The sequence below is a fragment of the Saccharospirillaceae bacterium genome, assembly GCA_022448365.1.
Lineage (GTDB): Bacteria > Pseudomonadota > Gammaproteobacteria > Pseudomonadales > Oceanobacteraceae > Bacterioplanoides.
In genome coordinates this window covers 1-26,664 of the sequence record JAKVCS010000006.1, presented here as the reverse complement: position 1 = coordinate 26,664, position 26,664 = coordinate 1, and the positions used below count along the sequence as shown (strand labels likewise).

At 48.0% G+C, this 26,664-nt stretch carries 22 protein-coding genes; 11 read left to right on the top strand and 11 right to left on the bottom strand.

From position 1 onward, the window contains the following. Positions 1 to 5: 5 nt before the first annotated feature. From MK185_15870 to MK185_15850, 5 genes are read left to right on the top strand one after another with little or no spacing between them, the layout of a single operon-like run. Positions 6 to 893: a protein-glutamate O-methyltransferase CheR gene (locus MK185_15870; GenBank protein ID MCH2042108.1), complete on the top strand. Its 888-nt coding sequence runs from the start codon at positions 6 to 8 to the stop codon at positions 891 to 893. Next, positions 890 to 7,318, top strand: a complete 6,429-nt coding sequence (locus MK185_15865; GenBank protein MCH2042107.1) for an Hpt domain-containing protein — start codon at positions 890 to 892, stop codon at positions 7,316 to 7,318. The genes MK185_15870 and MK185_15865 overlap by 4 nt, the downstream gene beginning before the upstream one ends. A 1-nt stretch (position 7,319) precedes the next feature. After that, complete coding sequence (locus MK185_15860; GenBank protein ID MCH2042106.1) at positions 7,320 to 8,354, top strand: chemotaxis protein CheB; 1,035 nt, start codon at positions 7,320 to 7,322, stop codon at positions 8,352 to 8,354. Further along, positions 8,335 to 8,808: a chemotaxis protein CheW gene (locus MK185_15855; GenBank protein ID MCH2042105.1), complete on the top strand. Its 474-nt coding sequence runs from the start codon at positions 8,335 to 8,337 to the stop codon at positions 8,806 to 8,808. Before MK185_15860 ends, MK185_15855 begins: the two co-directional genes overlap by 20 nt. Positions 8,809 to 8,818: 10 nt before the next feature. Further along, positions 8,819 to 9,508 (top strand): hypothetical protein, encoded by a 690-nt coding sequence (locus MK185_15850; GenBank protein ID MCH2042104.1) that lies wholly within the window; start codon positions 8,819 to 8,821, stop codon positions 9,506 to 9,508. A gap of 17 nt (positions 9,509 to 9,525) precedes the next feature. Here the strand turns inward: MK185_15850 and MK185_15845 are convergent, their stop codons facing one another. From MK185_15845 to MK185_15810, 8 genes are all read right to left on the bottom strand, one after another. Beyond that, on the bottom strand, positions 9,526 to 10,326 hold the full coding sequence (locus tag MK185_15845) for a class II glutamine amidotransferase (GenBank protein ID MCH2042103.1): 801 nt from the start codon (positions 10,324 to 10,326) through the stop codon (positions 9,526 to 9,528). Positions 10,327 to 10,400: 74 nt separating this feature from the next. Beyond that, complete coding sequence (locus MK185_15840; protein ID MCH2042102.1) at positions 10,401 to 10,817, bottom strand: acyl-CoA thioesterase; 417 nt, start codon at positions 10,815 to 10,817, stop codon at positions 10,401 to 10,403. 161 nt (positions 10,818 to 10,978) lie between these two features. Next, positions 10,979 to 12,355, bottom strand: a complete 1,377-nt coding sequence (locus MK185_15835; GenBank protein MCH2042101.1) for a TRAP transporter large permease subunit — start codon at positions 12,353 to 12,355, stop codon at positions 10,979 to 10,981. Further along, positions 12,348 to 12,812 (bottom strand): TRAP transporter small permease subunit, encoded by a 465-nt coding sequence (locus tag MK185_15830; GenBank protein MCH2042100.1) that lies wholly within the window; start codon positions 12,810 to 12,812, stop codon positions 12,348 to 12,350. The genes MK185_15835 and MK185_15830 overlap by 8 nt, the downstream gene beginning before the upstream one ends. A gap of 89 nt (positions 12,813 to 12,901) precedes the next feature. Then, positions 12,902 to 13,252, bottom strand: coding sequence for a hypothetical protein (locus MK185_15825; protein ID MCH2042099.1), 351 nt, complete (start codon positions 13,250 to 13,252; stop codon positions 12,902 to 12,904). A 25-nt stretch (positions 13,253 to 13,277) separates the two neighbouring features. Next, a complete protein-coding gene (locus MK185_15820) occupies positions 13,278 to 13,754 on the bottom strand; it encodes a phosphatidylglycerophosphatase A (GenBank protein MCH2042098.1) in 477 nt (158 codons plus the stop codon). A 130-nt stretch (positions 13,755 to 13,884) separates the two neighbouring features. Then, positions 13,885 to 14,667, bottom strand: coding sequence for a hypothetical protein (locus tag MK185_15815; GenBank protein ID MCH2042097.1), 783 nt, complete (start codon positions 14,665 to 14,667; stop codon positions 13,885 to 13,887). 109 nt (positions 14,668 to 14,776) lie between these two features. Further along, positions 14,777 to 17,008, bottom strand: coding sequence for a primosomal protein N' (locus MK185_15810; GenBank protein MCH2042096.1), 2,232 nt, complete (start codon positions 17,006 to 17,008; stop codon positions 14,777 to 14,779). Between the two features lie 145 nt (positions 17,009 to 17,153). Between MK185_15810 and rpmE the strand changes: the two genes are divergently transcribed. The 6 genes from rpmE (at position 17,154) to MK185_15780 (ending at position 24,902) form a co-directional block, all read left to right on the top strand. Then, the gene (gene rpmE, locus MK185_15805; protein MCH2042095.1) at positions 17,154 to 17,363 is read left to right on the top strand and encodes a 50S ribosomal protein L31; all 210 of its coding nucleotides are present in this window, start codon (positions 17,154 to 17,156) and stop codon (positions 17,361 to 17,363) included. Positions 17,364 to 17,544: 181 nt separating this feature from the next. Beyond that, a complete protein-coding gene (locus MK185_15800; GenBank protein MCH2042094.1) occupies positions 17,545 to 21,777 on the top strand; it encodes a hypothetical protein in 4,233 nt (1,410 codons plus the stop codon). Between the two features lie 11 nt (positions 21,778 to 21,788). Beyond that, positions 21,789 to 22,601 carry a hypothetical protein gene (locus MK185_15795; GenBank protein ID MCH2042093.1) on the top strand — a complete coding sequence of 271 codons (813 nt, stop codon included), beginning with the start codon at positions 21,789 to 21,791 and terminating at the stop codon, positions 22,599 to 22,601. 7 nt (positions 22,602 to 22,608) lie between these two features. Beyond that, on the top strand, positions 22,609 to 22,977 hold the full coding sequence (locus MK185_15790) for an ankyrin repeat domain-containing protein (GenBank protein ID MCH2042092.1): 369 nt from the start codon (positions 22,609 to 22,611) through the stop codon (positions 22,975 to 22,977). Between the two features lie 43 nt (positions 22,978 to 23,020). After that, the gene (locus tag MK185_15785) at positions 23,021 to 24,463 is read left to right on the top strand and encodes a GMC family oxidoreductase N-terminal domain-containing protein (GenBank protein ID MCH2042091.1); all 1,443 of its coding nucleotides are present in this window, start codon (positions 23,021 to 23,023) and stop codon (positions 24,461 to 24,463) included. 112 nt (positions 24,464 to 24,575) lie between these two features. Further along, positions 24,576 to 24,902, top strand: coding sequence for a hypothetical protein (locus tag MK185_15780; GenBank protein MCH2042090.1), 327 nt, complete (start codon positions 24,576 to 24,578; stop codon positions 24,900 to 24,902). 77 nt (positions 24,903 to 24,979) lie between these two features. Here MK185_15780 and MK185_15775 read toward each other — a convergent pair whose 3' ends face one another. The 3 genes from MK185_15775 to tuf all read right to left on the bottom strand — a co-directional run. Further along, positions 24,980 to 25,363 carry a hypothetical protein gene (locus MK185_15775; protein MCH2042089.1) on the bottom strand — a complete coding sequence of 128 codons (384 nt, stop codon included), beginning with the start codon at positions 25,361 to 25,363 and terminating at the stop codon, positions 24,980 to 24,982. A gap of 428 nt (positions 25,364 to 25,791) precedes the next feature. Beyond that, positions 25,792 to 26,130, bottom strand: a complete 339-nt coding sequence (locus MK185_15770; GenBank protein ID MCH2042088.1) for a hypothetical protein — start codon at positions 26,128 to 26,130, stop codon at positions 25,792 to 25,794. An 84-nt stretch (positions 26,131 to 26,214) separates the two neighbouring features. Beyond that, positions 26,215 to 26,664 (bottom strand): elongation factor Tu (tuf, locus tag MK185_15765; GenBank protein ID MCH2042087.1); only part of this gene is annotated, 450 nt, incomplete at its 5' end.

The following is a 26,664-nucleotide window of genomic DNA, read 5'->3' as shown; positions in this document are numbered from 1 at the left end:
CCTCTATGTCTCATCAATATCGATCCGGGTTAACAACGGTTCCAGAGCTGGATGATGTCCAGTTCGGGCGCTGGCAGAATCTGCTGGAAGAGCGCACTGGTATGTGTTTGCCGAGTCAAAGGCGTTCTTTTTTGCAGACCAGTTTGGGTCTGCGCATGCAGGAAGTTGGCTGTCAGAGTTATCAGGAATATTACGACCGCGTGCTGAATGGCCCGACCGGAGCGATCGAGTGGAGCACGCTGGTTGACCGGCTGACGGTACAGGAAACTCGCTTCTTTCGCGACCCGGATGCTTACGCTTATGTGGATCAATATATCCAACAAAAAGCGGCGGAAATGAATGTTGATGAAACCTTGGAGTGTTGGAGTGTAGGGTGTTCCTCCGGCGAGGAAGCTTACAGCTTGTCGATGATCGCAGATCGTTATCTGACGCCATTGAATAAGCGTTACGCTATCACCGGAACGGATATTTCCACCATCGTATTGCGCAAAGCCAGGGCGGGTCGTTATCAGCCCCGCGCGTTAGAATGGGTTCCTCAGGAATACCTCGCTCGTTCGTTTAAAACCAGCGGCATCAACGAAATAGAAATCAGTGATCATTTACGCAAGCGTTGTTGCTTTAGCCAGGTGAATATCCTCAATCTGAATGTTTGCCCGCTAAATTCTCAGCATGTGATTTACTGCCAGAACGTACTGATTTATTTCCGTCGATGGCGTCGCCGGGAAATATTAAATGTACTGGCTGAACGACTGGCTCCCGGAGGTATTTTGGTTATAGGTCTGGGAGAAATGGTGGATTTTCAACATCCGCTGTTAGAGCCGGTGCGTAGCAGTCAGGTATCTGCATTCGTGCGTAAGAAAAAGAATCCGACAGGGGAGACCGCAAGGCGATGAGCCAGGACTACATCGCCCTGGAATGGGTAAAAGGGGAAGTCGAAGAGACGCTGCAGCAGGCACAGCAATCACTGGAAGCCTACGTAGAGAACCCCGACGACACGAGCCGACTCAAGTTCTGCCTGAGTTATCTGCATCAGATTCATGGCACTCTGCAAATGGTGGAGTTTTATGGTGCAGCGCTGTTGGCAGAAGAAATGGAGGCGGTGGCAATCGCGCTGGCTAACGGTACAACCGAGTACGAGCGTGCGCTGGAAGTGCTGATGCAGGCGATACTGCAGCTGCCACATTATCTGCAGCACGTTAAAGTCGGGCGCCGTGATTTGCCGGTAGTGTTACTGCCAATTCTGAACGAATTACGTGCCGCTCGAGGTGAAACCTACCTGCCGGAAGCTGCCTTGTTCACTCCGGCTATCAAACACAATTCCCTGTTAACTCCCAAGCAAGCAGCGACATACAACGGCAAAGATTTCCGGTTGTGGGCGAAAAAAGTTCGTCAGATGCTGCAGGCTGCTATGTTACAGCTGATTCAGAACAAACAGCCTGACGTTGCGAAACAATACCTCGCCAAGGCGTTTGCGCGCTTGCACAAAGCACTCCATGCAACTCCACAGGGACTGATCTGGTTACCTGCACTGGCATTTACGGAGTGGCTGCAAAAACAAAATGAACTGACCGATGATGCGAAAAAGGTATTGGGTCAGCTTGAGCGATTGGTACGTTCTGCCATCGAAGAAGGCGCCGCTGCGATCAACCGTGCCCCGGATGACGCCTTGATCCGCAGTTTACTGTTGTTTATCGCCGAGTCTGATGTCAATGGCGAAGCCATTCGCCGGGTTCGCCAGCAATTTGCGCTGACCAAAGCTCTGGTCAGCGAGGAAGATGTCGAGCAGCAACGCGCTGAGCTGGCCGGGCCGGATAAAGAAACGGTTGATCAGGTTCTGCATGCCCTGGTGGAAGAGATTGCCACCGTCAAAGATCGCCTGGATCTACTGGTTCGCGGTAATGAGGATCGCACTGCAACATTGACCGAAGTGTCTCCTGCCCTGAAGCAAATCAGCGACACCATGTCGGTGTTGGGTCTTGGTATGCCGCGCAAGGTGCTGCAGGAGCAGCATAGCGAAGTCATCCGATTGATCGATGAAGGACAAGCGATTGAAGATCGTCACCTGATGGATATTGCCGGTGCTCTGCTGTACGTCGAGGCGACACTCGGCGGCATGAAGAGCGAAGGTGATCTGCATGCCCAGGTAGCTGAGAGTTCTCTGACCGACGCCCAGAAGGCAGTATTGCGTGAAGCGCGGAATGTGCTTGAGCAGGTTAAAGATGCGATCGTTGAATACATTGCCAAGCAATGGTCTGCACAAGAGCTTACGGATGTACCGTCTTTGCTGCACAGTATTGAAGGGTCATTGAGCATGATTCCGCTGCCACGGGTGGCTGGAATTTTGTCTCGTGCAGCGGCATTCGTACAAAATCAGCTGATTGATGAAGAGCTGAAACCTCAGTGGTCTGTGCTGGACACGTTGGCCGATGTCCTGACCGGTGTTGAGTACTTTATCGAGCGTTACTCTGAAAAGCCAAATAATGCCGGGGAAGACCTGCTTGATCGCGCTGAAGAATCGCTGCTTGAGTTGCCGGCCACTGAGCCACTGGGTGATGCAATCGATGATATCGAACTCGATATTGATGATTCGTTAGGTGAGGTTGCAGTTACGTCATTTGGTGACGCGCTCGATCTGTCCGCCAATGATGCAACGGTGGAAGCGGAAGTTGCTGCTGACACCAGTGCTGAAGAAATGGATCAGGTCAGTGAAGACATTGAGCTGGGTGCTGAAGATGTTCAGGCAATCGAGGAAACGGTTGCAGATATCGCAATACTGCACAACGATGCTGCTATAGAAAATGCGGAAGAAGACAGTCCGCTCACCGATGTTGCTACAGAAGCCGACACGGAAGAAGCTGCCACGCACGAATCTGTGGTTGCGGTGGCAGAGCAACAAAACTCTGCGATACCAGATGATGACGATGATCTGATTGATGATGAGATTATCGAAATTTTCCTCGAGGAAGCGGAAGAAGTCACCGAAACGCTCGATGAATTCTGGCCACAATTTAAAGCTGAACGCAGCGATCAGGAAGCGATGACGACCGTTCGCCGGGCGTTCCACACGCTTAAAGGCAGCGGCCGTATGGTTCAGGCGGCTGTGATTGGCGAGTTGGCCTGGTCGATAGAAAATATGTTTAATCGGGTACTGGATGAAACCATCAGTATTTCCGACAATCTGGTTGCATTGGTTGATCACGTGATCAGTAGCCTGCCGGAGTTGATCGATGATTTTCGTCATCGTCGTCAGCCAGCTATCGATACACAACCATTGATGGATTACGCTAACTCGCTGGCCGCCAACGAGGTGGTCGAACCATTCGTTGAGTTATTGGCTGAGCCTCAGGCAGGCGTCGCTGCCGAGTCCACTGCTGAAATCGAAGAAGACGAAGACGCAGCGTTATTGGAAGTTTTTGTCAACGAGGCAAACACCCACCTGCAAACTGTTGAATCTTTCCTTCAACAGTCGCGCGACGAAGATTTCTTTAACCCTTTGAGCGATCAGTTACAGCGTGCGCTGCATACGCTCAAGGGCAGCGCCCACATGGCAGGCATTGCAGCCATTGCTGATGTTGCTGCACCTCTGGAAAAGCTGGTTAAAGAGCTACGTGCTTATCAGGTAAAAAACTCCCCTGGTATTGTGAATCTGGTTGAAGAAGGTGATCAGCTGATTCGTATCGGACTGGCGGATGATGCCCTAATGGCGCTCGAGCAGATTGCTGGTACGGAAGACTTTGTTGATCGTATTCAGCAAATGGAAAAGCTGCTGCTTGAACCACTGATCCAGGCCCAACAGACCGGTAGTATCGGACCCGCACCACAAACTATTGCGACGTTTCTTGCTCAGGGTATGGATTCATTGTTGGATGCTGACTCACTGCTTAAACAATGGCAGGAGCAGGCTGACGACGATGTTTTGCTGGCATTGAGCAGAGACCTCGATCAGGTTGCACGAGGTGCTGCAAAAGCAGAACTGCCGAATATTGAAGCCTTGGCGAATGCGCTGGATGTTTTCTATGGGCGCATGCTGACGGAGAAAGCGGAAGCCGCCGAATCACCGCTTGATCTGCTGGCTCAGGCGCAGGAATCATTGCTTGGAATGATGGATTGTCTGGCTGCAGGCCAGGAAACTCAGCCGGCTCTTGCACTGATTGAAGCACTGGCTGCCTGGCAATTTAGCCGCGCCGAAGACGTAGAGATTGAACTGGAACTGGACGTTGCAGAAGAACCCGTGGCCGCCCTTATTGATGACGATCAGGACGGTGAGATTGAGTTACTGATTGAAGAAGACGTGATTGACGTCGACGAGGCAACCCCAGACGCCGCGGCGCAAACGAATTCCGATCATCCGCTGTCGGCCGAATTACCCCCCGTTGCCGATGTCTTTGATGAAGATGAAGACGAGATCCTTGAGATATTCCTCGAGGAGGCGGAAGAGGTCTCTGAAGCGATTGAAAGTGCAATGGAACGCTGGCAACAACAACCAGACAATTTGCTCGACGTCGCTCAGCTGCAACGAGAGTTGCATACTCTCAAAGGTGGTGCGCGCATGGCTGAGCTGCAGGAAATTGCAGAGCTGTGCCATGAACTGGAAACGCTATATGAAAAAGTGAATGATGGCCGCTTGTCCGTCAGCAATGACTTGTTCGCATTGCTCCAGCGCAGTCACGACGCATTAGCCGCACAACTGGACGCAGTGCGCCGGGGTCAGCAGGCGGCCAATGAGCAATCGCTTATCAATGAAATTCTGCAGTTTGCCCGAGGCGTAAGCAGCGAGCTTTCCGCTTCGGTCGGAGACGCAGACCTTCAGCCAACCGAATCGTTGGCAGTAGAGCAGCCGGAGGCTGATTCAGTTGGCACTTCTTCGGTGGCTGATGCTCCGGTCGTTGAGGCGCTTGATGAGTCTGATCGGGAGATTCTTGAGATCTTCCTGGAAGAAGCTCACGAGCTTCAGGAACAGTTGGATAAAACACTGCATGATTGGGCACAGGAACACGGCAACTTTGCTCACGCTGCAGAGGCTCAGCGGGTGTTACACACGCTGAAAGGTGGCGCGCGCTTGGCCGGTCTGACTGATATTGGTGATCAGGCACATGACTTTGAGGCTAACATTCTTAAGGCGCAACAAGGCCAGATTGTTATTGATCCTGATCTGTTTAAGCAGTACTACAAAGTACATGATTCTCTGACCCAGAAAATTGAGGCAGTTGCGGCGAGTCTTGAGTCGGATGGATTTGTATCCTTGGGTGAAAAGGCCATTCTGGTTGAAGCCGATGAGCTGTTGGCACCAGTTGTGGCGGCAGGTGCTGATGCCGTTGATGGTGAGGCTGATTTCGATAGTGCTGATGAAGGTAACAGCGAAGTAGGTGTTGAAACCAACGTAGTGCCGTTGCGCCGCGATAAAGAGGAACAACAGCCCGCCACTGTGCCTGTTCAGCCGCAAGCAACACCGCAAGCAAATGCACGTAAAGCTCCACAGGAACTGGTGAAAGTATCGGCCGACCTGTTGGACAATCTGGTTAACCTTGCGGGCGAAACGTCCATCGGTCGTGGTCGTCTGGAGCAGCAGGTAACAGACTTTTCTTACACCCTCGACGAAATGGACATGACGCTGGATCGCCTGCGCGATCAGCTGCGCCGGCTCGATATGGAAACCGAAGCTCAGGTATTGTTCCGCCAGGAACGTCAGGGTCCGCAATACGAAGATTTTGATCCACTTGAGATGGACCGCTACTCAGCAATGCAGCAGTTGTCGAAAGCGCTGGTCGAATCTGCATCTGATTTGCTGGATCTGAAAGATACGCTGTCGAATAAAACCCGTGATGCCGAAACCCTGTTGCTGCAGCAAAGTCGTGTAAACACTGAGCTGCAGGAGGGTCTGATGAAGACCCGGATGGTGCCATTCCAGCGTTTAGTACCGCGTCTGCGCCGCATTGTTCGTCAGATCAGTCTTGAGCTGAGCAAGCAGGTTGAACTTAAGGTATTCAATGCCGACGGCGAAATGGACCGTACCATTCTTGAGCGCTTAATTTCACCGCTGGAGCATATGGTGCGTAACGCCGTTGACCACGGCATGGAAACGGAAGAGCAGCGTCGGGAAGCGGGCAAATCCGAAGTAGGTAATATTGAACTGGATATCTCGCGTGACGGTGGTGATATCGTTCTGACGCTGCGTGACGATGGCCGCGGTGTCAACCTGGAGGCCGTGCGTAACAAGGCGATTGAACGAGGGTTGATGGCAGCGGATGCCGATTTGTCGGATGACGAAATCACTCAGTTTATTCTTCAGGCTGGATTCTCCACTGCCGCTCAAGTAACTCAGATCTCTGGCCGTGGCGTCGGTATGGACGTTGTGAGCAGCGAGATCAAGCAAATGGGCGGCAGTGTTGTTATCCATTCGCAGCAAGGGGTTGGTACTGAGTTTGTTATTCGCTTGCCATTTACGGTATCGGTTAACCGGGCTCTGATGGTCAGGGTGGGCGACGATTTATATGCCGTTCCTTTGAATAATATTGAAGGGATTGTACGTGCCTCCGCCGCTGAACTGGAAAAACTGTATGAGCTGCCGTCTGAAGCGCGCAGCTATGGTTATGCCGGTAATGACTATCGTTTGGAATATCTCGGCAATATGCTGGATAACGAAGCGCAACCGAAGTTTGCCGCGCAGCATTTACCGTTGCCGGTACTGCTGATTCGTGGTTCGGTACCGTTTGCTTTGCAAGTGGACTCCCTGCTTGGCTCGCGTGAGATCGTTGTAAAGACTCTCGGTCCTCAGTTTGCCTCAGTCATGGGGGTATCAGGCGGTACCATCTTGGGTGATGGTAGCGTAGTCATCATTCTCGATCTGCCAGCGATGATTCGGACGCAATCAAGTCTTGAGTATCAGCAGGCAAAAGCATTGGATGCTCAGGATGCTGAACGACGTCATGAGATGGAAAATCGCCTGCCTCGCATTCTGGTTGTTGATGATTCAGTAACGGTTCGTAAGGTAACCACGCGCTTGCTGGAACGTAATGGCATGGAAGTGTTCACCGCGAAAGACGGTGTGGATGCGATGGCTACTTTGCAGGATCATAAGCCTGACCTGATGCTGTTGGATATTGAGATGCCAAGAATGGATGGTTTCGAAGTCGCATCTCAGGTTCGTCATGATTCCCGTCTGAAAGATATTCCAATCATTATGATTACCTCTCGTACCGGTGATAAACACCGCGAGCGGGCACTATCGATCGGTGTTAACGAGTATATGGGTAAGCCGTTCCAGGAGGACAATCTGCTCGCCGCTATGAATCGTCTTCTGGGTCTTAAGGAACACTGATATGGTGTTGCCGAAAGTCGGCATTCTTGCTGATGACCGGTTGCAGCAGCATTTGCTGAAGTCAGCGTTGTTGCATTTCGGTTTTGATGTGGTGGTCAATGTTGACCCGCTGCGTATGGACTTGTTGAATCTGGATGAATTACATCTGGATGCTTGGTTGATCGATTTGCGTGATGAGGATGGAGAACATCTTCATTGGCTCGACCGGTTATTGGATGGCGACGCCCCTGTGCTTATGGGCGTCGAGCAGGCCCCCAACAAAAATTGTCCAACCTTTCCTAAATGGGAAAAGCGGCTTTACAGCAAGTTGCGTGAAATGGTGAAAGCAACGCCGGTAATGGCGGAAGATGTGTCTGTATTGCAAAAGCTTGCTGGCAGTACAGGCAGTGGCAAAATCGCATTGCCAACCATGTTTGATGATCTCGATTTTTCCGACCGCACTGCAACCCAGGTTTGGGTTTTGGGTGCGTCTTTGGGTGGTCCGGGCGCGGTGAAAGAGTTTCTTGATGCATTGCCGGGTGGATTACCAATCGCATTTATTTATGCCCAGCATATTGATCCTCGTTTTGAAGACACCCTGGCGAATACCCTTGGCCGTCACGCTGAATATCGTTTACGCGCTTTTGCTGAAGGGGACAGCCTGCGTTGCGGCGAGGTGCTGGTAGCTCCTGTTGAAAAGGAATTTCGCTTTCATGATGGTCTGATGCATTGCTATGGTGATCGTTGGCCTGGACCTTATGGACCATCTATCGATCAGGTCATTTTGAATGTGAATGCCTGTTATGGTGAGCGTGCCGGTTACATTCTGTTCAGCGGCATGGGCAATGATGGTTCTGAGGCGATTGTTAGCTTACCTGAGACGCAACAGAAGGTGTGGGCACAACGGCCCGAAACTTGTGCGAATGCGTCGATGCCGGAAAGTGCCATCGAAACCTCTCGGGTGCGCTATATTGGTGACCCGCAGCAGTTGGCACTGCAGCTGGTAAATTATATTAAAAACAATTGGGTGAAAAACAATGAGTCAATCACTGACTAAAACCAATGCGCCTGACCGGGTTGATTGCCTTCTGATGCCATTGAAGGATAAGAGCCTGTTGTTGCCTAACGTTGCCGTGGCTGAAATTGTGCCGTTTTCACACCTGCTGACGACCACATCCAGTGTTGACTGGATCCTCGGACGAATCGACTGGCGTGGTGTGCCTATCCCTGTGTTGTGTTATGAGATGTTATCTGCCCAGGGCGCCCCTGCGCCAAATCCTGAAGCACGTTTTGCCATAATCAACGGCGTAGGGGACTATGCCGAGATGCCATTTTATGCGATGTTAGTACAAGGTATTCCAAGGCTGACCCACGTCAACAAGGACGACATTCAGACCGTGGAAGCCATGAATATGGGCCAATACGATCAGACGGCAGTAACGGTTGACCGCGACCCGGCCATCATTCCGAATTTAGATTTGGTAGAACAAGAATTAATAAAATACATCTAGTGAGGTAATCATGCTGAAGTGGCTGTTTGCGCTATTGTTACCGTTAATCAGCGTTAATCTCTGGGCGACCGAACGGGCCAAAGACCTGCTACTTCTGGAAGCTCATGCCTATCGTTTGACAGCGGATATCAGCATTTTGTCACTTCAAGAGGGTGGCCAGCGCTACCAGCGCCGTCTGGATGACACCATCACTTCCGGGAATTCCGTGGCTGAACGATTACGTAGCCAGCTACCAAGCGTTGCTCGCCAATGGCATTTCTCCACCGAGTTTGTTCAGCAAGAAAGAGCGGTTGCTGCGGCGAACTCTGATGTTAACTTTACCAATGATCTGGCAGCTGTGCAGCGCAAGCTGTATCAGAAAATACAGCAGGCCAAGGAAAAACTCAGTCTGGAAGAGCTGAACCAGAGTACAGCGGCTGCGTTAATCGCGATGATTGCGCTTGAGCAGATGGTGGCGGAATATATGTCTTACAACATCAATGTTTTTGGCGGCCATGCGGTAACTGATTCTCGTATGGCCGATAATGCTGTTGTTTTTCGTGATTCGGTTGCGCAAATTACCGGCCATGATGCCAACCGCAAAGCGATTCAGGCGAAATGGCACTTTATTGAAAAGACACTACTTAATTACAATCAGCAATCTGCGACTTTTATTGTGATGAAAACTACCGATAAAATCCGCGCACTGCTGCCAGTCTGATGAATCTTCAGATATTTTTATTTGTTCACTGGCAGCTCGGGTAACTGCACCTGACCCGTCGTTATAATTTCTCCGTCCGACCATAATTTCCATTCGCCCCGTTGATAAATATCCCACGATTCATCAGTCGTCAGTGGTTCTGTTGCGATGATGCTGACAACATCATTAGGAGTCGTTTCTGCCTCAAAATTAATGATAACGTCGGCATCCTTTAACTGCGCCGGTCCGAACGGCGCGCGTCGTGTGATGCTGGCTAACTTGGTAGAACAAAACGTGAACAACCACTCGCCATTACTCAGTAAACAGTTGAAGACACCCTGGCGGGCGTATTCACTGGCCAGCTCGATCAGAGTATCCGACAGTTGTTTCGGCGTATCGGATGGAGAGCATTGTTGGCGAATACGATTCATCAGATCACAAAAAATCTGCTCACTATCAGTCTCACCGACAGGTTGATAAAGTCCGTGTTGATATCTGAAATTAGTAATCTGACCGTTGTGGGCAAATACCCAGTAACGTCCCCACATTTCGCGGGTAAATGGGTGAGTGTTAGCCAGACAAACGTTGCCAACATTGGCCTGGCGAATATGGCAAATTGCCGTTTCACTTTTAATGGGGTGAGTTTCCACCACTTGAGCAATTTCGGAGGAGGCGCTGGCGCTTGATTCGTGAAACGTACGCACGCCTTTGCCTTCATAAAAAGCAACGCCCCAGCCATCGGCATGGGGACCGGTTTCGCCACCACGGCGGGTCAGACCACTAAAACTGAAACACAGATCGGTTGGGGTGTTGGCACTCATGCCAAGTAGTTCGCACATAGCTCATCGTCTAGTTTATTGATCCTGATATGGAAACCGGTAATGTGCCTGACCAGATGGAGACAGTTCAGGCTTTACCGCGGTACGCGGCGAATACGACCTTTCTCATCGATTGCAACATAGACAAAGGTGGCATCAACCACCTTACGGTGGCTATGCTCGCTCGGGTTGCGGGTCCAGACTTCGACGTTGATTCGTACTGATGATGTACCAATATCCAACAGACGTGTGTAAACACACACCGCGGCGCCTACCCGAATTGGCGACATAAATGACAATGATTCCATCGCAATATTCGCGATGCGTCCCTGTGCCAGGTGACTGACCACACTTTCTGCAGCATGATCCATCTGTGCCACTACCCAACCACTGCTTATGTCACCGTGAATATTTGCTTCGGCCCGGGTTGGGATGAGCCGAAGAAACAATTCGCCATCGGGCTTAGGTTGGTTATCTTCTCGGCTGGGGTCTTGGGGGTGACGCGGTTCCATCGGCTATGACCTGACATTGTGATTATTCTGGCGCGAGTTTACTGCTTTTTGAGCACGCCGCACACCCATTTGGGGCGGGGATGCGGGAACTTTGTATAGCCATAGTGGCAATAATTACAGTTGCCTGACCATAATACCTTCGCATATGGCCGAAAAGGCAGCTAACCATAGATTTGGTTGGGTAGCCAGGTGGCCAATTCCGGAAATATAGCCAACAAAATCAGTACACCAATCTGAATCAGAATAAACGGCATGACACCGCGATAAATCGTTCGGGTCGGAATGCTGGGGGGCGCGACACCCCGTAAATAAAACAGTGCAAAGCCAAAAGGCGGCGTCAGAAATGAGGTTTGCAGATTGATGGCAATCATGATGCCCAGCCATACTGGATCGACTCCCATGACCAGTAGCACTGGCGCAACAATCGGAACAACAACAAAAGTGATCTCAATAAAGTCGAGAATAAAACCAAGCAGAAAGATCACCAGCATGACAACCAGCATGGCACCGAAGACACCGCCTGGCATATCAGTGAACGCTGAGTGAACCAATTCTTCACCACCAAAGCCGCGGAATACCAACGAGAACAACGCTGCGCCAATAAAAATCATAAATACCATGCTGGTCACCTGCAGCGTCGAATCCATGACTTCACGCAGGCGTTTTAAATCGAACTCACCGTAAAAGACTGCCAGCAGCGTGGCGCCAAAAGCACCGATCCCCGCTGCTTCTGTGGGCGTGGCAATACCAGCCAGAATAGAACCTAATACCGCAATAATTAATGCCAGTGGTGGAATCAGACCTTTTAGCAACTGCGCAATAAAGTCTTTTGACAGCGGTGGACGGTCCTGAACTGCAGGGGCTGCTGCGGGCTTAAAAAAGGCAACACCCGCAACATACAATAAATACCCGGCGACCAGAATGAGTCCGGGAATTAAGGCGCCAACAAACAAGTCTGCAACTGAGACGGTTTCCGGTGTGAAAATGCCCATCTTCAACTGTGCTTGCTGATAGGCGCTGGATAGCACGTCTCCGAGAATAATCAGTGCAGTGGAAGGTGGAATAATTTGTCCGAGGGTTCCCGTTGCACAAATATTGCCTGTAGCCAGGGCCGGGCTATACCCCTGTTTCAACATAGTGGGCAACGAGATCAGACCCATCGTTACAACTGTCGCACCGATAATACCGGTACTGGCGGCCATCAGCATACCGACCAGGATGACTGAGAACCCCAGGCCACCACGCAGCGGTCCAAACAACATCCCCATATTGCGGAGTAACTGCTCGGCGATTCGGGACTTCTCCAGCATGACCCCCATAAATACGAACAGCGGTACTGCAATTAAAATCTGATTACTGATGATGCCAAATAGACGGTTGGGTAATGCAGTGAGGAAAGCGGTATCTAACGTACCGCTGATAACCCCGATACCCGCAAATAACAGCGACGTACCCGCCAGAGTAAATGCTACCGGGAAGCCCGCCATTAATACCAGACACACAAAAATAAATAAGATCAGAGGCATCCACTCAGCCATGATGAATCTCCTCTGGGTGCTCCTGAGCAGGCAAGAAGGTTTTAGCGAACTCCGCAATAGCCTGCAGAATCATTAAAAACGGCAGTAATAAAATCAGTGTTTTTAACAGATAGACAAAGGGTAAACCGCCGGCTTCCTGAGACTTTTCACCAATCTGCCAGGCGACAGATACGTAATGCCAGCTACTGTAAAGCATAAAAATACAAACCGGTAACAGCAAAAATATGATGCCGCACCGATCGACCAGATTTTTCTGCCTGCGGGAAAAATTACGATAAAAAACATCCACTCTGACATGTCCGCCTTGTTGCCATGTATACGCAGCACCCAGCATAAATAGCGATGCATGGAGATACATAACGCTCTCCTGCAGTGCAATAGAGGGGATTTCAAAAACATAACGCAAAACCACGACTGCAACAGAAAACAGCACCATCAACAGCGAAAGCCAGCGCACGACTCTTCCTGTCTGTGTGGTAAAGCGATCAATAAAAAGTAATTTTTTTAACATGGCTGAGCAATATCCGGTTGCCTGATGAGGGGTCGCTACGATTTCTTTTTCTTCTTTTTAGCGTCTTTGATTGGTAAATCACCATCAAGGAAGCGCTGCGCAGCCTCACGCGCATCTTTCACAGTGGTTGCCACTGCAATGACGTCGCGTTGCTGAAGCTGATTAACCAGGCCTTCACCAATGGCGGAAGCAATCAGTACATCAACTTTATCCACTGGGTGAGTTTTGTCGGCGTTAAACCCTTGCAGAACATAGTCTTCACTAAACTCGATGTTTTCCTCGTCAAAAACCTCAAACCCGTCGGTATCGAACAAAATAAAGGTACGGCAACGTCCGGGTTGGCCGCAAACGGTTTCACCGTTTAAGCTGGCTACAGCAATTTTCATAGATAACTCTCAGGAATAACTCGTGTTAAAACCATGCCGCGGTTAGCTGCACAGCACTAAAAGCAAAAACACCGGCAAGAACATCATCGATCATGATACCAAAGCCGCCATGTACTTTTTTATCCAGCCATTTTATTGGCCAGGGTTTAATAATATCGAACAGTCGGAACAGTAAGAAGCCGTACAAGACCCAGCCCCAGCTGATGTCAGCGGCTGACGATTGTGGCAGCCATAGATAGGTAATCCATAAACCAATCCATTCATCCCAGACGATGCCGCCATGGTCGTGCACACCCAGGTCGCGGGAAGTAAACTCACACACCACAACTCCCAAAGCAAAGCCTGCCAGCAACACGCCAAGGTAGGGCAGGGTTGGTACGCCTTGTAATAAGAGCAGCCAAACCGGCAATGCTGCCAGAGTTCCCCAGGTTCCGGGGGCTGTTTTAGGCAGGCCTGAACCCAAGCCAAAAGCCAGCAAGTGGATTGGATTTTTCAGATTCAGCCCTTTTAGGTCGGGGCGTAGCGTCGGGTCGGGGCTTAGGAATTGCACTGCAGATTCGCTCAGACAAAAAAGAACTGCAGTTTATCAGCTCTTGTCATGGAAGTGTGTGTCTGAAGGTGTGAAGCGTGGATCAATGCATCAAGCGCTTTGGGTCCAGTTGCATAACCGTGGTTTTGCCATCGCTCAGTTCGATATCCTTTAGCCAAGCCAGGGCAAAGACCGGCAGAAATTCATCGGCACTGAGGTCTTGCTGTTCGGTGCGACAGCTAAAGACTTCGCCAATATCATCCACTTTAAGACCAATAACCTGATCACTGCTGCTCTGAATCATGATGACGGTTGGACGAACGCTTGAACTGATCATGTTGCGGGCATCGGTGAACAATGTCTGCAACCGCACCAGTGTTGTGCGCTTGTGTTCGTTGAGAATTTCGATCGCGGCATCGTTTTCACCTTGATTACGCATGTCGAGTAATTCCTCAGCCAGGGCATAAATACGACGATGCGGAGTGTCGAACTTAGCCAGCAGCTGTTGCAGCATCAGGTTGTCGCTACGAAATCCTCGGCACCATTGACCAAAGGCCGATAAATTCTGGTCTGTGTCTGCCGTGAATGCAGTACCGCTGATCAGGCTTTGTTCCAGTGTATCAAGCCAGTCAACATGGTCTTGCTCGCGTGCGAACAATAATTCGACCAGCTCACTTGTAGCGCGTTGTGCGGAGTCTTCACCCAATAAATTTGCCAGAGACAATACCACGCAAGACTGCCCGTCGAAATCGACCATGTCATATTGATTGCCGTTGCCTGTCGCAACGCGGGTACGGTCTAGATTATGGTCGGCCGTAATAAAGCGGACACTTTCGATTGGCACGGCGTAGTACTGTTTTCCATGGCGAAAACTGAGATATTCCATAGTGGCCTCTGGCTGACGGCTAGAACACAAGATGCGTTTTGACCCAGTATAGACGTTCCCTTTTGTGCATGGATGCCGTTGCATCTTTCCATTGTTCTGTCAGGTCAATCTACAGCGTGTCGAGCGGGTCAATGTCCAGATGCCAGCGTACCTTGTGGAAGCCTTTTTGCTGTTCCAGAAACTGTACTAGCGCCGCGGAGACACTGTGCAGTGCAGCCCGTTCTTTGGCAAAAATCTGCAGCTGCTGACGGAAGCGTCCGGCACGGCGCTCCATAATTGCAGGGAAAGGCCCAAGCAGATTCACCCCCTCATGCGCCAAATGTAACCCCTGGCGGTCGCGTTGCTGGTGGTGCTGCCGCTGAAATTCCTGAATAAAACCGCGAGCGTGTTGCAATAACTGTTGTGCCTGATGACGATCCTCGCATTCACTGCGCAGTAATGCCATAAAACTGTAGGGTGGTAATTGTTGCGAATTACGCGCCTGCAGCATAGACAACGCCAATGCGTGATAACCACTGTCCAATAACAGATTTAATTGCGGGTGATCAGCATACAAAGTCTGAATCCATACTTCGCCAGGAGAGTCGGCTCGACCGGCACGCCCTGCAACCTGAAGAATCAGTTGGGCGCTGTGTTCCATACCACGAAAATCAGCACTGAATAGGCCAGAGTCGCTGTCGAGCACTACCACCATGGTAACGTCGGGAAAGTGATGGCCCTTGGCCAGCATTTGGGTGCCGACCAGAATGCAGGGACCGCCGTTATGAATCTCTTCGAATAGTTCATCGAAAGCCTGTTTACTGCGGACGCTGTCGCGATCTACCCGGCGTATCGGAAACCCCGAAAATAAATCCTGCAGTTGCTGTTCGACTTTTTCAGTTCCCTGACCGATGGGTTCTATATCGGTACTGTGGCAGCTCGGACAATGGTCAGGGATGCTTTGCTGAAAATCACAGTGGTGACAATGCAAGTGTGCAGGGTGTTGATGCAAGGTTAAGCGCGCATCGCAGCGACGGCATTCGGCCATCCAGCCACATTGTCGGCAGGCGAGTAACGGTGCAAATCCACGACGGTTGATAAACACCAGAACTTGCTTGCCGTTCTGGAGATGTTGTTGCATTTTCGCCAGCACCGGTTGGGCAAAACCAGCGGTAAGCGGCTGATGCAAAATACTGTGTAGCTTCATTGCGGGCGGCTTGGCGTTACCGGCTCGGCGTAATAACTTCAGGTGCAGGTATTTACCCGTGACTGCGTTATGCAGGGTTTCCAGTGCCGGGGTCGCAGAGCCAAGCACTACGGGTACTCGAGCTTTGCTGCCACGCACCAGTGCGAAGTCGCGGGCGGAATAGCGCAAACCATCTTGTTGCTTGAAAGAAGCGTCGTGCTCTTCGTCGAGAATAATCAGACCAAGATCCGGCAGTGGGGTAAAAATCGCCGAGCGGGTACCAATCAGAATGCGTGCTTTGCCTTCCTGGCACTGGCGCCAGCCTTGCAGGCGTTCTCTGTCATTCAAGCCAGAATGCAGCAGTGCTACCGGAACATCAAACCGAGCACGGAAGCGGCCAACGGTTTGTGGAGTCAGGCCAATCTCCGGTACCAATACCAGCACCTGTTTGTTATCGGCCAGCGCTTTGGCGATCAGTTGCAGGTAAACTTCGGTTTTACCGGAGCCGGTCACCCCCTCCAGCAAGCAGGGTTTAAAACCGCCGAAATAGCGGCCAATGTGATCCACCGCTTTTTGTTGCTCGCTGTTCAGAGGTAATGGTTGCGAGCGCTGTTCGGCGATAGCAGGCAGCGGCAGTTGTTCGCTTTCTTGAATCAGATCCAGTTCAGCCAGGCGTTTCAGCTGTGCCAGGGTGTAACCACGGGAAGTCAGCTCTTTATGGGCCCATTGCGCTTGCTGCTGAAACAGCTGCCATAACGATTGTTGCTTGGCGCCTTTCAGTTCCGGCTCTGAGGTATTCGTTTGCTTCAGCCAGACCTTTTCATCGGCCTCGGTCAGATCGCAGCCACGGCGTAACATAGCGGGTAACGCCAGCTCTAATACTTCGCCAAGACTGTGATGATAATAACCGGCCAGCCATTGGCACAGATTCAGGGTTTGTGAGTCGACGAGGGGTTTGTCGTCCAGCCGCTCCAGTAAGGGTTTCAGTTTGTTGGCCGGAACTTCCGTTTGATCGGCCGTTCCCATCACAATCCCCGTCAGCAATTGGCGGCCGAACTCCGCCTTGATGCGTTGTCCTGGCTGATACTGCTCACGGCTTTCGCCCACAACCGGTAAGTAGTCGAAGTTGCGGCGCAGAGGCACGGGCAGGGCGATGGTGACGACAAAAAAGGACATGAAAAGGCTTGCTGCTGACGTTGGCTCTGGTATTATGCGCGTCCTTATTGCCCATGCAAGGGCATTTATTCGCTAACTAAGCAATCAGTAATGCGGTGCTGACAGAAGTTCTGACAGTGGCGGCATGAAGATTAAGAGGTTTGTCATGCAAAACGAAATTCATCCAGAATACGCAGAGCTGGTTGCGACCTGTTCTTGCGGTAATGTGTTAAACACTAAGTCTACTAAGCCAGGTACTATGTCTTTGGACGTATGCTCTGCTTGTCACCCGTTCTACACTGGTAAGCAGAAAGTTGTTGATACCGGCGGTCGTATCGATAAGTTCAAGAAGCGTTTCGGTGCTTTCAAGAAGTAATCGATACTGCTCAGAGAAAACCCGCCATCCGATCAGGATCGCGGGTTTTTTTAGGCATCGTCTAAGGCGAGCGATTAAAATAGACGGTTGTTGTGCTAAATATCTTTTGTTATACAATTTGTTTTTTGCATAAGTGATAATTGTATTATAATCGGAAAAATTATTTTATAGGGATGTGATTTTGGTGAAAATTCTTCATTATTTAATCGTATTTACAGCCGTTTTCTTTATTGAGAGCTCTCTTGCTGGTGCGGTAACTAAGTACGTCGGGAACGATGACGCAGGTGACCCATCAGAAGGGTGCCCGGATATGAGCGGCGGCACGAACCCAATACATATTGTGTCAGGGAATAACTTTTATTCTCATGAGCTTGTACCGAAAACACGTGAGGGGGGAGCTAATTTCTCAGTCTATTATAATAGTAAATTCATATGGCCTGATGGTGGTATTACTGCTCGATGGAGTTACTCATACAATCAATATGTGATGTTTGAGGGATTCGAGCAAGGCCAAAAGGTTATTTATAGAGCTGAAGACGGTAGTGAGCATGTATTTTACGATAACACCTACCGCAGGAATTTAGAGACCTTAATTTCATCCCCCGCTCCTGATACCGATGTAGTTATCGCTCTATCTCCTTTTAAGAATCATACTGTTCATCCTCTTTCCAGTAAATTAAGTGCTAGATATAACTATCAGTGCGGAATTTCTGAAAATGGCAGAAAGCATGTCTGTAAACCGGTAAGTTACGCTGGATTTATATATCAGCGATCTAATGGCGATATTGAGGAATTTAAGATCGCCTCTGATATTGATGAGTTAGGAGTTGTAACTTTTAGTCAGGAAATGGCCTTTCTTACCAATATAACCACAATGAATGGTGTTGAGACTCAGATTGCATGGTCAAATGTAGATCCAAGTGGTGAGTTATCAGGAGCTTATAATAATACCATTTTTGCAAAAGTAACTGATCCATTTAATAATAATTTGATAATAAGTAAGGAATTTAATGGGCAAGCTCCTCCTATAGCTGAATATGAAAATTCTTACATTAGCTCTGTGAAACAGGGAGAAGCTCATTGGAATATGACAGTTAAACCTTTCCATCCTAGTTGTGGGGATGCAAATCAACAGTTGTATGGCAGGCTTTTGGGCGGAATAACGGGCCCTAAGGGGCGTGAAATAAGCGTGATTCATGGCTTTCTATATAATGGCCTACCTTATACCGACGTTTCAGGAAGGTGTGACCTTTTAGAATCTGTATTTGAAAACGGCTCTCCGTATAAAAATTGGGGTTACAACTCAGCTGGTGACGCTGTAGTTAGTTATCGAGGAGGGGTTGGCTCACTTGGTTCGATTTATAAGTATAAGCGATTGGGGGACCCTCTCTTCGGACACGGTGCTTTTCCACAAAAAGGTATTGATGATGTAAAGCGCATTGGCAATATTGATGACTACAGCCGTATCGATGTGGATCCTCACAATTTGAGGGTTGTGGAAAACCAGCTTGGTCATCAAACTACTTATGATATTACATCAGGTAAGGATAAAGGAGACTGGGAAAATACTGTAAAAATGGGATCGATATCAGGGGGAGGGAGTTCCAGCTGCGTACCAACAAATGCATCTTATGTATATGATGTTAATGGTGACTTAGATTCGATTGATAGGGATGGTGTTATTACTGAGTACGATTTCAGGAACATTAATATCATGGGTGATTTTCCGGGCATGGTTACCAGAAAGACTCATGCTAAGAATACGCCGCTTGAATATACTGAAACCTTCCGGAGTGTTGCCTATTATCGTCTTGATAATAAGGTCTGGTCTAATGAAGGATTGTACTTTTTCCCTGAACCTCGTCAAAAGAAACTTCGTGGTTTGACAATTGACTATGAATATTATCCAGATCATAGACGGATTAAGAAGCGTACTGAAACTGACACGACAACGCACACCGTGCCATACACTACGGCTGGTAAACAACGTGTCTGGGCTTATGTCTATGACTTGTACCCATCAGGTGCTGTGCAGAAAAGAACGGTTAGTAATCCCGATAATACGATAGACGTACATGAATACTATGCTGACGGTAATCTGAAATCAGTAGAAAGTGGTGCAGAGAAGTATACTTTTTCTGAATATAATTCTTTTGGATTACCAGAAAAAGTGACTAATACGAATGGCCTGGAAACCACTATTGCATATATCAATGGCCACGACGGGTATCTGATTTCATCTGTGACCTTTAATGGCGAAACCACCCATTACGATTATTCACCGCACAGTGTTTTAGAGAAGGTAAGATACCCCAATGGCCTTGAGTTGACATACAAATTCAACGCGGCCAAGAAGCTAGAGAGTATCACGGATAATGCCGGAAATAATATTCAGGTGACTGTAACTGATTCTATCCTTGGAGCAGCTCATAATGGTAACGGGACTCGTACTCGCAAAGTAGAATATAAGGATGCAGACGGTCAGGTTGTTTTCGCCAACGAAAGTGTTCAGAACTCGTTGTTTAAACTGCATAAAGTTATCAGTCAGGTTCCTAATGCGTCAGATAATAGTATCTCAATGAAAGAGTATTTGTATGACGAAAGCGGCGACCAAGTTAAAACTATCGATCACAATGCTTCTTATATTGATAGTAGTGGAAACAAAAAACGCGGTAATTTACAAACAACTAAAGTGTACGATGTCTTGGATCGGATCACCTCTGTTCTTGTGACGGTTCCAGCGGATCAGGATACGCTTCTGAAAGAAGTCGAATATGGTTACGACGATTATGGCAATCAGGATTTAGTAAAAGACGGTCGTGGTGTTGAGACGAAATATGTGTTTAACGGTTGGGGTGAAGTCATTCAGGAAGAAAGTACAGCAACCGGCAAAACAATTTACGAATATGACGGTGGATTATTAAAGAAAAAGACACACGCGGATAGTAGTGTCAAAAGTTATCAATATAGCAAAGGGCGTTTAAGAAAAGTGACGACAATCGGCCCTGCTGGAACTACGGTTACTGAGTATGGCTATGATGCGTTTTCTAATGATGCCAATAACCTTAATTATGGTAAAGGCAAGCAGACCTCTTCTTCGACAGAGGCCTCATCTGAGGTTTATCAATATGATCAGTTTGGTAACGTTTATAATAAGTCAGTATCTATTGGCGGGATGAATTATAACTCTGGCTACAAGTATGATGATTATGGCCAGCTAAGTGAAATGCTCTATCCGAACAGTGTGACATTGAATTATGTGCGCGATGACAAGGGCTTCTTGAGAAGTATAGAAATCAAAGGAAATGCATTGTCAAATGCTCAGGTATTGGTATCCGATATAAAATACAACCCATTTGCCGGTGTTTCAGAATATACGCTGGGTAATGGTATTAAACATGTTATCTCACGGGATAAAAATGGCTCTGTTTCTTTAATTGAAAGCTCTTATGGCAACACCAAAGTTAGCAGTTTGGATTATCATTTTGATGCCGGAAATATTTATACAATCATAGATAATGTGAGCAATGCTCAGTCACAGTCATTCGACTACAACATCAAAGGCATGCTGGCGAAAGCTAGTGGTGCATATGGTGATATTTCATATAAATATGATGAATCGCTTAACCGTAAAAGTAAGCAAGAAAACTCAGTGTTAGAAACGTACCAGTATCCCAATGATAGTAATCGACTCTCCTGGGTTGATCGAAAGGTCGATGGCACAACCGAAAGACGTAGTTTTCAATATGACCTGATGGGAAATATTTATCAGGACAGTCATTTCAGTACTGAAGCAAGTGCAAACTATATCTATGATCAGAATAATCAGCTTATTGAAATGAGCCGATCAGTTAGCCCGGGCTCAGCCGTTATGACTCCAGTAGCACGCTATGGCTATAACGCCAAGGGTCAGAGGGTTGTTAAAGAGACTGCTGAACAGCAGTGGGAAGGAAAGCATTTTCACTATGATCAACAGGGGAAAATAATCTCAATTACCAATAAAGATGGCGTTGTACTTGAGGAGTATTACTACCTTGAAGATCAGATGGTGGCGATGAAGCGCAACGAAGATCTGGACGAAGATGGATTGCTTGACTCCTGGGAAGTGAAATATTTCGGGTCGTTAGTAAAAACTGCGGATGGTGATGAAGACGGTGATGGCATCAACAACCTAACAGAGTTAAAGGACAAAACTGACCCAATGGATGATCGCAGTGGTGGAACAGAAGATGATCTTGATGGTGATGGTATGCCTGACAGCTGGGAAATTAAGCACTTTGCAACAATTTCTCGTGATGGTACCGGTGATTTTGATAATGATGGTGTGACGGATGCAGCAGAGTTTACAGCCGGTAGTTCACCAACCTTTAACATCGCCTGGTTTATTCCGGTATTGAGCATCACTCTGAACTAAGGATGGGTATAGTGAATATTAAAAATATTGTTTTATCTGTTGTGGCCCTTGCAACGATGTTGCTGGCAGTAGCGACCAAGGCTCAGGTTTATTTTGTTCATAATGATCATCTCGGGGCGCAGAAGTTAACGAACTCTGAGAAAGAAGTTGTTTGGCAAGCGAAGCGAAAACCTTTTGGTGAAACCGAAGCTGTGGTTGAAACTGTAACGTTTAATCACCGTTTTCCCGGGCAGTACTTTGATAAAGAGTCCGGGCTTCATCAGAATTATTTCCGTGACTATGATCCTAGTTTAGGGAGGTATATTCAGAGTGATCCGATTGGTCTACGGGGTGGGTTAAATACATATGTTTATACTGATGGGAATCCAGTCTCTCGGATAGATGAAAAAGGACAGCTCTGGTTTTTGGCTTTCGCATTTGGTGGTGGCAGTGGAGCGGCAGCAACAGCAGCTAGTGGGTCAGTTGTCGCGGGTAGCGGATTTCTCTCCACTATGCTCGGTGGTATCGCGCTAGGTACATTGCTGAGTACACCGGGTGACAGCGAATCTAGCAGTGCGGAAGCAAGAAAAGATTCGCAGCATGCTAGGTACCATCGAGTTTGTGATCAACCACCACCCCCCCCTTCTGGAGATAAGTGTGCAGATGCCAAAAGAAGGAGAGATCAAGCGCAAATGTGTTACGACCTGAGAAAAAATTGGTCAGATAAATGGGATAAGGTAGGTAGTTCCGCGTGGAATAAGCACCAAAGTCAGTTGCAGCAAGTGAAACAACGAATTGCACGAGCTGCCAATGACTTGAAACGAAACTGTAATAAAGATTGTTAAGGAGAGTATGGTGGTGTTAGATGAAGTACTACAGCGCTGTTCTTATACTGCGTCATGGTTTGGTGTTGAAGCTATTGATGTTAATAGTATCAATGATATGGGTGATACCCCGTTACATACGGTATGTAGTTGGGGAGAACTAAATCCAGTAAAAGTACTAATTGATGCTGGTGCTGACATTAATGCAAAAGGGGATTTCGGCTGCTCTCCGTTATTTAATGCGGTAATTGGGGGAAATATTAAAATAATAAAATACTTGCTGGCCTCGGGTGCGAATATAGGTGTGAGAAATGATGATGATAGAAATGTAATTCAATATGCCAGGCATATAGGGGCTTCGTCAGAGCTATTAGATGTGCTCAACAAAGCATTCTAATTAGTTATCTGAGGTTTTGGATGACAAGCCCGAATCTAATAAGATGAAAATTATTTTGGTTGTAGGTGCTGGTTTGCCCGGCTTAGTCTGCGCTTATCAACTGGTTCAGGCTGGGCATTCAGTACTCTTAATCGAACGGGGAGGCGAACTTGATAAAGGCTCGATTCAGACCACTCGTTATGATTACGAACTGGACTCTCCCTGGAATAAGCACAGTTCAGAATGGCGCGGTAATATTAAACCTCAGCGTCATATTGGTGTTGGCGGCAGCAGTGTTTTGTTTCAGGGGGTTTCTCACCTTCCTTCAGAGTCCGTTATCCGTTCCTGGGGAATTGATATTGCTCGTTTTCGCAAAGCGGAGCAGTTCGTTCGTGGCAAGCTGAATATTGCCGGTGATACCCTGCCTTTTCACCCTTTAAACTCTGTATCCAGGCATCTCTACAATTCTGCAGAGAAACTGGGCTGGGCCGTTCAACCAGCACCTGTTGCAATATTATCTTCGCCAAAAGATGGTCGCCCGTCCTGCAATCATTGTGGCTTATGTATTTATGGTTGTTTACCAGGGGATAAAAGCAGTGCCGATAATGTTTGGTACCCTGAGTTAAAAGCGCACCCAAACGTTAAAATACTAACCAACACTAAAGTTGAAGGTATCAATCTAACAGCGGAAGATTCAGTAGAATCTGTTTCGGTATTGCGTAATGGTGTCCGTGAAAAGATCATAGCCGGGTCTGTTGTGTTATGTGCCGGGGTTTTAGAAACTCCGAAAATACTAAAAAATAGTCGACAGAAGTTGGCTCCCGATGGAATCGGTTCTGCCAATGTCGGTAAATATTTGACCGGATCGTTATGGGCCAGTTTATTAGTTGCTGGACCTGAATCGAGCAAAGATGGCTATATGGGAGTTCCAACGGATATTATGATCCGTGAGTTTGATAAGCAGGGAATTCAGCTGTATCAGTCGCGAAATATGGCGGGCATTACCGGGCCGATGTCTGCAGTTGGTGTACATAACGACATAATACGGAGTCCTGATCCCAGGCAATGGATGCAGGGCTATTATCCCAGGCTGGCTGGGCTCACTGGATTTGCTGAGAGCTCGACTTCTGAGGTTGACCAATTAATTTTTTCTCCAGAACCTGAAATTCAAAAGTTGTATACAGATGCTGATGGTGAAAAAACCAATCAGATTAAGTCTTTATTGCAGGATTGGGCAAATGCAGCTGGAGCAGAAATACTAAATGAAATGAGTTCTCATCAGTCCAATGTTACAGGTGCAATGTTACGGGGTACCTGTCGGATGGGGTTGGAACCGAATACGTCGGTGGTCTCTCCCGAGGGAAATATCTGGGGTATCAAGAACCTTTATATCGCCGATGCCTCTGTTATTGGCCGAGGTATGATTGCCGACCCGTCTTTATTTCTCCAGGCTTATGGTGCATATGTGGCTGATAATATCGTAGGGAGTGCTGGTGCTAACCCGTAGAAGACTCATTCAAACTGGCCTGTTGGCGACATCTGTGATGATTACGCCATATGTCAGATCAGCTAATCCAGCGAAGCATGGTGAAAGTTGGGATTCTTGTTGCAGAAACTGGATGCAGTTAATTTTTACTCTGGAAGAACGTGCGTCATTAATACTTTGGGAATCCGTTAAACTTCGCTTAAACCGCGAGTCTCGCTATGCCAGGCAAGTTGTCGCTGGATTTGATTATCTGCGGGCTTTTCCGATTCCAAACAATAAAGTTGAATTAGATTTTTTTCTGATGCAGCGGAATTGGCCAGCCGCATTTATACGGAAGTTTCGAAAGTGGCTGTTAGGGGTTTATTACTCTTCTGAATTAGGTTGGCAGGAACTTGGGTTTGTTATGCCTCCGCAGCCTGCTGGATACAGAATACAACTGACGCCAGTGAAATTGATTTAGATTTAGGCTGGCGCTATGTTATATCGTTGTTTAATAAAAGCGGACTTTTGAAGGTGGCCGCTTTCATTAATTATTACTTATTCAGTCAACCAGATGCGATCTGCCTTTAAGTAGCCGCCATAGGTTCCGCGCATTTGTATTGAGACTTCTCTTCCTGAGGCTTGTGCTGTTAAAGCGGTTGAATAAAACAGCTTGGCGAACTCAGGGTTTTCATTTAGGAGCACCGCAGCAGCTGACTGAGTTGCATTCAGACCTGCAATTTCACTTGTTCCTTCTGCAAGAGGTGTATCAAAATACAATAGAATTAAATTTCCAGAGTTGATGTAAATGCTTTTGACCTTACCTTTATACCCGCAATAGCCGTTGTATGCCGCATGGCATGTGGGTGCACCTGCATGTAGTTGCGTGGTCGGTAACGTCATTAATAGAAACAATGGAAGTGTTATCAATAAAAGTTTCATTCGGTGGTTGTCCTTAACTATGGGGAAAGAGGCATATTTATTTACGCGATTGTTACGGCAAATACTATCTAGTAGTGGAAGATTGATCTATTACTATTTTAGGGGTTAATTGCTGATCAAAGTTGGGACTTGTTCAGGAATTTAGCAGCAGGTACAAAGAAGCCGGGCTCTTTTCAGAGTCCGGCTTTTTTGTAGTAATTACTACTCGGGCTATCCATGCCCTCGCTCTTCATACTCTTACTAATTAAGAGAGAGGGCGAGCCTCCGGCTGTTATAATTTGATCCAGTCAAATTATTCAACGATAGAAGCAACAACACCAGCACCTACAGTACGGCCGCCTTCACTGATTGTGAAATGTATGCCGGTTTCACCTCATTTGATATTAACTTGAGGTAGCTAGGTTGGCAGTATCAATCTAACGGTGTCATTAATCAGTAATTGATGGATATTCAATGCAAACGGGGAATGTTGTGAGTGCACCTGTAATTCTGCTGCATTCACCTCCGACATAACACTGAAATTTTTTTTTCGATGCGTAAGCGGCTAATGCCATTGGAAGTGCTGCTTCGGATGATTCATTTGAATCAAGAATTACGACACCATTACCGCTATCACAGTTACCTTTTTCGATAGGCTCTTGGAAGTTCACATATACTAAATGAACCCCATAATCTGATTTCATAACTTGAGTTGGGGTTCCAGATACGAAACCGGAATAAGCGTTAGATGTTGATAAAATTCCTAGTATCAGAAGAAGTACTTTCATTTGAATGGTCCTTAATTCAAATAATAAAAGCCTAGTTGCTGATGCAACTAGGCTTTGCAGGGTAAAAGAAATCGTATTTTCTTATTACTCGACAATAGTCGCTACAACACCAGCGCCTACCGTACGGCCACCTTCACGGATGGCGAAACGCAGACCTTCGTCCATCGCAATTGGAGCGATCAGAGTCACTTCCAGAGTCACGTTGTCACCTGGCATTACCATTTCAACGCCTTCTGGCAGTTCAACAGCACCGGTTACGTCAGTCGTGCGGAAGTAGAACTGTGGACGGTAGCCTTTGAAGAATGGCGTGTGACGGCCACCTTCGTCTTTGCCCAGTACGTATACTTCAGACTTGAACTTAGTGTGAGGAGTGATAGAACCTGGCTTCGCCAGAACCTGACCACGCTCAACTTCGTCACGCTTAGTACCACGCAGCAGAACACCAACGTTCTCGCCCGCACGGCCTTCGTCCAGAATCTTACGGAACATCTCTACACCCGTACAGGTAGTCGTGGTGGTCTCTTTGATACCAAC